This window comes from Methylophaga sp. UBA4204 (assembly GCF_002379485.1).
Taxonomy (GTDB): Bacteria; Pseudomonadota; Gammaproteobacteria; order Nitrosococcales; family Methylophagaceae; genus Methylophaga.
In genome coordinates, this window is the sequence record NZ_DFTU01000012.1 from 10,721 (window position 1) to 15,697 (window position 4,977).

Annotated in this window: 5 protein-coding genes; all 5 read left to right on the forward strand. The window is 44.0% G+C overall.

Going from position 1 to position 4,977, the window contains the following annotated elements:
- Positions 1 to 102 precede the first annotated feature (102 nt).
- Positions 103 to 765 (forward strand): (d)CMP kinase, encoded by a 663-nt coding sequence (cmk, locus tag B3182_RS01785; RefSeq protein WP_292355429.1) that lies wholly within the window; start codon positions 103 to 105, stop codon positions 763 to 765.
- Positions 766 to 874: 109 nt separating this feature from the next.
- Complete coding sequence (rpsA, locus tag B3182_RS01790; RefSeq protein ID WP_292355430.1) at positions 875 to 2,548, forward strand: 30S ribosomal protein S1; 1,674 nt, start codon at positions 875 to 877, stop codon at positions 2,546 to 2,548.
- A 112-nt stretch (positions 2,549 to 2,660) separates the two neighbouring features.
- On the forward strand, positions 2,661 to 2,951 hold the full coding sequence (locus B3182_RS01795; protein WP_069296502.1) for an integration host factor subunit beta: 291 nt from the start codon (positions 2,661 to 2,663) through the stop codon (positions 2,949 to 2,951).
- Between the two features lie 5 nt (positions 2,952 to 2,956).
- Complete coding sequence (locus tag B3182_RS01800; RefSeq protein WP_292355434.1) at positions 2,957 to 3,349, forward strand: MTH938/NDUFAF3 family protein; 393 nt, start codon at positions 2,957 to 2,959, stop codon at positions 3,347 to 3,349.
- A 351-nt stretch (positions 3,350 to 3,700) separates the two neighbouring features.
- Positions 3,701 to 4,977 (forward strand): cytochrome-c oxidase, cbb3-type subunit I (gene ccoN, locus B3182_RS01805; RefSeq protein ID WP_292751301.1); only part of this gene is annotated, 1,277 nt, incomplete at its 3' end.

Consider the following 4,977-nt stretch of genomic DNA (forward strand, 5'->3'; position numbering starts at 1 on the left):
CTGGCGGCGCCATACAGATTAATGACTGTGCCAATGTGGCAACCTCATTTCCAAATTTTGTCGAATTAGCGACTCACTGTGGTTTGCAGATTGATGCCTTCGATGTCTGATATACCTGTATTAACAATTGATGGTCCAAGCGGCTCCGGAAAGGGCACTTTGGCCCAGCGTATGGCAGAAAAGCTGGGTTGGCACTACCTGGATAGTGGTGCAATTTACCGTGTCCTGGCTCAGGCGGCATTAAAGCATCAAATTGATTTAACGGATGAAGCAGCGCTGGCATCCATAGCGGGTCAGCTGGATGTGCAGTTTGTGTTAAAGGATGGACAGTTGCAGGTTATTCTCGAAGGCGAAGATGTTTCGTTACTGATTCGTTCTGAACAGGCCGGCAATGCCGCATCAAAAGTTGCCGCATTTCCGGCAGTTCGCTCAGCTTTATTACAAAGACAGCGTGATTTTTGCCAACCGCCAGGTTTAGTCACAGATGGCCGCGATATGGGTACGGTGGTGTTTCCAGATGCGCCATACAAAGTCTTTCTCACAGCCAGTGCCAAGGTTCGGGCGGAGAGACGATATAAGCAGTTGAAAGAGAAAGGAATTGATAGTAACCTTTCCGATCTCGTAGCCGAAATATCAGAACGTGATGAACGGGATACGCAACGTGAAGTAGCGCCACTACGGCCTGCCGATGATGCCGTTATTCTCGATTCAACACAACTCGGTATCGAAGCTGTTTTAGAAAAAGTCAGTGCATTAATCGGCTGATTTATTAGGGTACTTGTCTGGGTGTTCCAGGCAGGTTTTTTGTTAATTTCCTGCAATCGCAGGACTAACGGGCGATTCTGTTATCTGAACAGGATCAAGGATATTTATAATGAGCGAAAGCTTTGCTGATCTCTTTGAAGAGAGTCTAAACGCAACCCCAATGCAACCAGGCAAAATTGTTACCGGTACGGTAGTCAATGTTGGTCCTGATGTTGTTATGGTTAACGCAGGTCTGAAATCTGAAGGCGCTATCCCAGTTGCCGAGTTCATGAACGAAAAAGGTGAAATCACCGTTTCTGTTGGTGATTTGGTCGATGTTTCTCTGGAAACACTGGAAGATGGATTTGGTGCAACACAATTATCACGTGAAAAAGCCAAAGCCGCTGAAGCATGGATTAGATTGGAACATGCATTTGAAGCCAATGAAACTGTTATCGGTATTATTTCCGGTAAGGTTAAAGGTGGTTTCACTGTAGATCTGGAAAACATCCGAGCGTTTCTGCCGGGTTCACTTGTTGATGTACGTCCTATCCGTGATACTTCACACCTCGAAGGCAAAGAGCTTGAGTTCAAACTGATTAAGCTGGATCGCCCACGTAACAATATCGTTGTTTCTCGTCGTGCCATTATGGAAGCTGAGAACAGCGTTGAACGCGAAGCCCTTCTGGAAACATTGGAAGAAGGCAAAGTTGTTAAAGGTATCGTTAAGAACCTGACTGATTACGGCGCGTTTGTTGACTTGGGTGGTATTGACGGTCTGTTGCATATCACTGATATGGCATGGAAACGTGTTAAACATCCTTCAGAAGTTGTCGCTATCGGTGACGAAATCGATGTACAGGTTCTGAAATTTGATAAAGAACGTGAACGTGTATCGCTAGGCCTGAAACAGTTGGGCGACGATCCATGGAAAGATATCGCACGTCGTTATCCAAATAGCACCCGCATCCAGGGTAAAGTCACTAACATTGCTGACTACGGTTGCTTTGTTGAAATCGAAGATGGTGTTGAAGGTTTGGTTCACATGTCTGAAATGGACTGGACCAACAAAAACGTTCACCCTTCTAAACTGGTTACTTTGGGTGATGAAGTTGAAGTTATGGTTCTGGATATTGACGCTGAACGTCGTCGTATCTCACTGGGTATCAAACAGTGCCAGACTAACCCTTGGGAAGAGTTCTCAATGACTCATAACAAAGGTGATAAAGTCAGCGGCGCTATCAAATCAATCACTGATTTCGGTATCTTCATTGGTCTGGATGGTGGCATTGACGGCCTGATCCACTTGTCAGACATCTCTTGGGAAGAAGAAAACGAAGAATTAATTCGTGACTTCAAAAAAGGCGATGAAGTGGAAGCTGTTGTATTGGCGATTGACCCTGAACGTGAACGGATTTCACTGGGTATCAAACAATTGCAGGACGATCCGTTCTCAGCTTATCTGTCTGAACACCCACGTGGCACCGTTGTGACTGGTAAAGTCATTGCAGTTGATGCTAAAGGTGCAACGATTGAATTGGCTGAAGGTGTTGAAGGTTACGTTCGCGTAGCTGATATCGCACGTGAGCGTATCGAAGATGCCAGCAAAGTGCTGAATATCGGTGATGAAGTTGAAGCTAAATTTACAGGAATGTCTCGCAAGGATCGCACGCTGACTCTGTCAATCAAAGCTAAGGATGATCAGGAAGAATCTGAAGCAGTGAAAGAGTACAGTAATGTTAGTTCCGGCAATACCACTTTAGGTGATTTGCTGAAAGAACAGATGAATCAGAAAGACAGCTAATCTGATCATTGGGTGAGCATCCGGTCAGGCCGGATGCTCATTTTCTTGTTATACAGCTGCCTTTTTATTTAAGGCATAACCCAAAAGTCTACTGCCGGGAATCTAGGAAATTATGACCAAGTCTGATTTGATAGAAATACTATCCGAAAAACAATCTCTATTGAATTACCGAGACGTTGAACTAGCGGTGAAGTTAATTCTTGAACAGATGAGCGATTGTCTGTCACGTGGTGATCGTATTGAGATCAGAGGGTTTGGCAGTTTCACCTTGCATCATCGTCCACCAAGAGTAGGACGTAATCCAAAAAGCGGTGAATCCGTTAAACTTGATGAAAAATATGTACCACACTTTAAACCCGGAAAAGAATTACGCGATCGCGTTAATAATGCCGCTGGTTTTTAACAAAAATGAAAATTAGTCAGGAAGCCGTTACTGACGCTCTTGTAATTAAAAGTTATGGCGACGGCTTTCTACTGATTCAAGCTCCAAATCAAATTCCACAACAAATAACACATGACTGTGTTTTATCTCCTGAAGGTGTATTCGATGCACTGGATCTCCAAACTCTCGCTGAACAGTCTAGCGATTCTCAAATTGAGATAATAAAATCCTTCAATGCTGACGTTGTCATTATGGTGAATAACGAAGGTATTACTCCCAATATATTACAAATTACTGGCAACCTGGCACAGTATGGGATCTCACTGGAAACCATGTCACTTGGCGCTGCTTGCCGTACCTATAACTTGCTGTTGAATGAAGGCAGAAAACCAATAGTATTGATTTACTTTTACAATTAATGCGGATGACGACTAATGCACCGCAATTGAACAAGTAAATAACCATATTAAACATATGGATTAAATCATTGTTTTTACGTTACTTATTAGCTTCTGCTGAAATAGCTTTTTTGCTAATACTTGACCCCGTCAGATGAAGTCAGGAAAATTCTCCTATTTGGATAACTTCAAGCCAGTGAAAGTAGAAGCAAAACCAGCAAAATTGATCTGGATCACGGATTTGAAATCATCAACCTAGTTGTTTTGCGGTAAAATTCATTAGCTGGAACGTTAGGCAGAATGAAATGGGGTTCTGTTTTCTTAATAAAGAAACAGTGAAAGAGTTTTCATGAAAGAGAAGGTGTGATCGCTATGCAGGCGAAACAACAGTACAACTTTGAAGTGGTCAAATGGTTCGCCTATATGGCGTGTGTCTATTTGGTTGCCGGAACGGGTATGGGTGTATTTATTGCATCGCAGTTAGCCTGGCCAGATTTGAATTTTGATAATCCGTATATCAGTTTTGGTCGACTACGCCCATTACATACCAATACGGTTATCTTTGCGTTTGGTGGTTCGACTTTGATGGCGACAGCATTTTATGTTGTTCAACGCACCTCTGGCGTCAGACTGTGGAGTGATAAATTGGCATGGTTCACCTTCTGGGGCTGGAACCTGATTATTCTCGGAGCCATCATTACTCTGCCTTTAGGTCTGACTCAATCAAAAGAATATGCTGAACTGGAATGGCCGCTGGATATTTTAATTGCGGTGGTTTGGATTGCCTACATGTTCAATTTCATCATGACCTTATCGATCCGAAAGGTTTCGCATATCTATGTTGCCAACTGGTTCTTCCTGGCAATGATGATCATGATTACCTACCTCCATGTAGTCAATAGTCTGTCTATTCCCGTCAGTATGTGGAAATCCTATTCCATTTTCTCCGGGGTTCAGGATGCGATGATTCAATGGTGGTGGGGTCATAACGCTGTTGGTTTCTTCCTGACTGCTGGTTTCCTAGGCATCATGTATTACTTCGTACCTAAACAGGCAAACCGTCCGGTTTACTCGTACCGCCTGTCAGTTATCCACTTCTGGGCGCTGGTATTCGGTTATGTCTGGTTGGGGGCTCACCATCTTCAATATACCGCTCTGCCAGATTGGACCGGTTCACTGGGTGCAGCCATTTCCCTTGCGATGATTATTCCTTCATGGGGTGGTGCGTTAAACGGTATGTTTACCCTGAGCGGTGCGTGGGACAAATTACGTACAGACTATATTTTACGTTTCCTGATTGTCTCTTTGGCGTTCTATGCGATGTCAACTTTCGAAGGTCCGGTTATGGCTTCGAAAACCGTAAATGCGTTGTCACATTACACTGACTGGACTATCGGTCACGTTCATTCAGGCGCACTTGGTTGGGTTGCAATGGTTTCTGTGGGTGCCTTGTACCATATGGTCGAACGTATGTGGGGTACAACCATGTATTCAGTCAAACTGGTCAATCTGCATTTCTGGATGGCGACTATTGGTACCGCAATTTACATCACTGCAATGTGGGTGTCCGGTATCATGCAAGGCCTGATGTGGCGTGCATACGATGAATATGGCAATTTGGCCTACACCTTTGTTGAGTCTGTAGCACA

What these genes read in the sequence shown, in the direction of transcription:
- cmk (WP_292355429.1), top strand. Translation starts at nt 103, where the DNA reads ATGTCTGATATACCTGTATTAACAATTGATGGTCCAAGCGGCTCCGGA.
- rpsA (WP_292355430.1), top strand. Translation starts at nt 875, where the DNA reads ATGAGCGAAAGCTTTGCTGATCTCTTTGAAGAGAGTCTAAACGCAACC.
- B3182_RS01795 (WP_069296502.1), top strand. Translation starts at nt 2,661, where the DNA reads ATGACCAAGTCTGATTTGATAGAAATACTATCCGAAAAACAATCTCTA.
- B3182_RS01800 (WP_292355434.1), top strand. Translation starts at nt 2,957, where the DNA reads ATGAAAATTAGTCAGGAAGCCGTTACTGACGCTCTTGTAATTAAAAGT.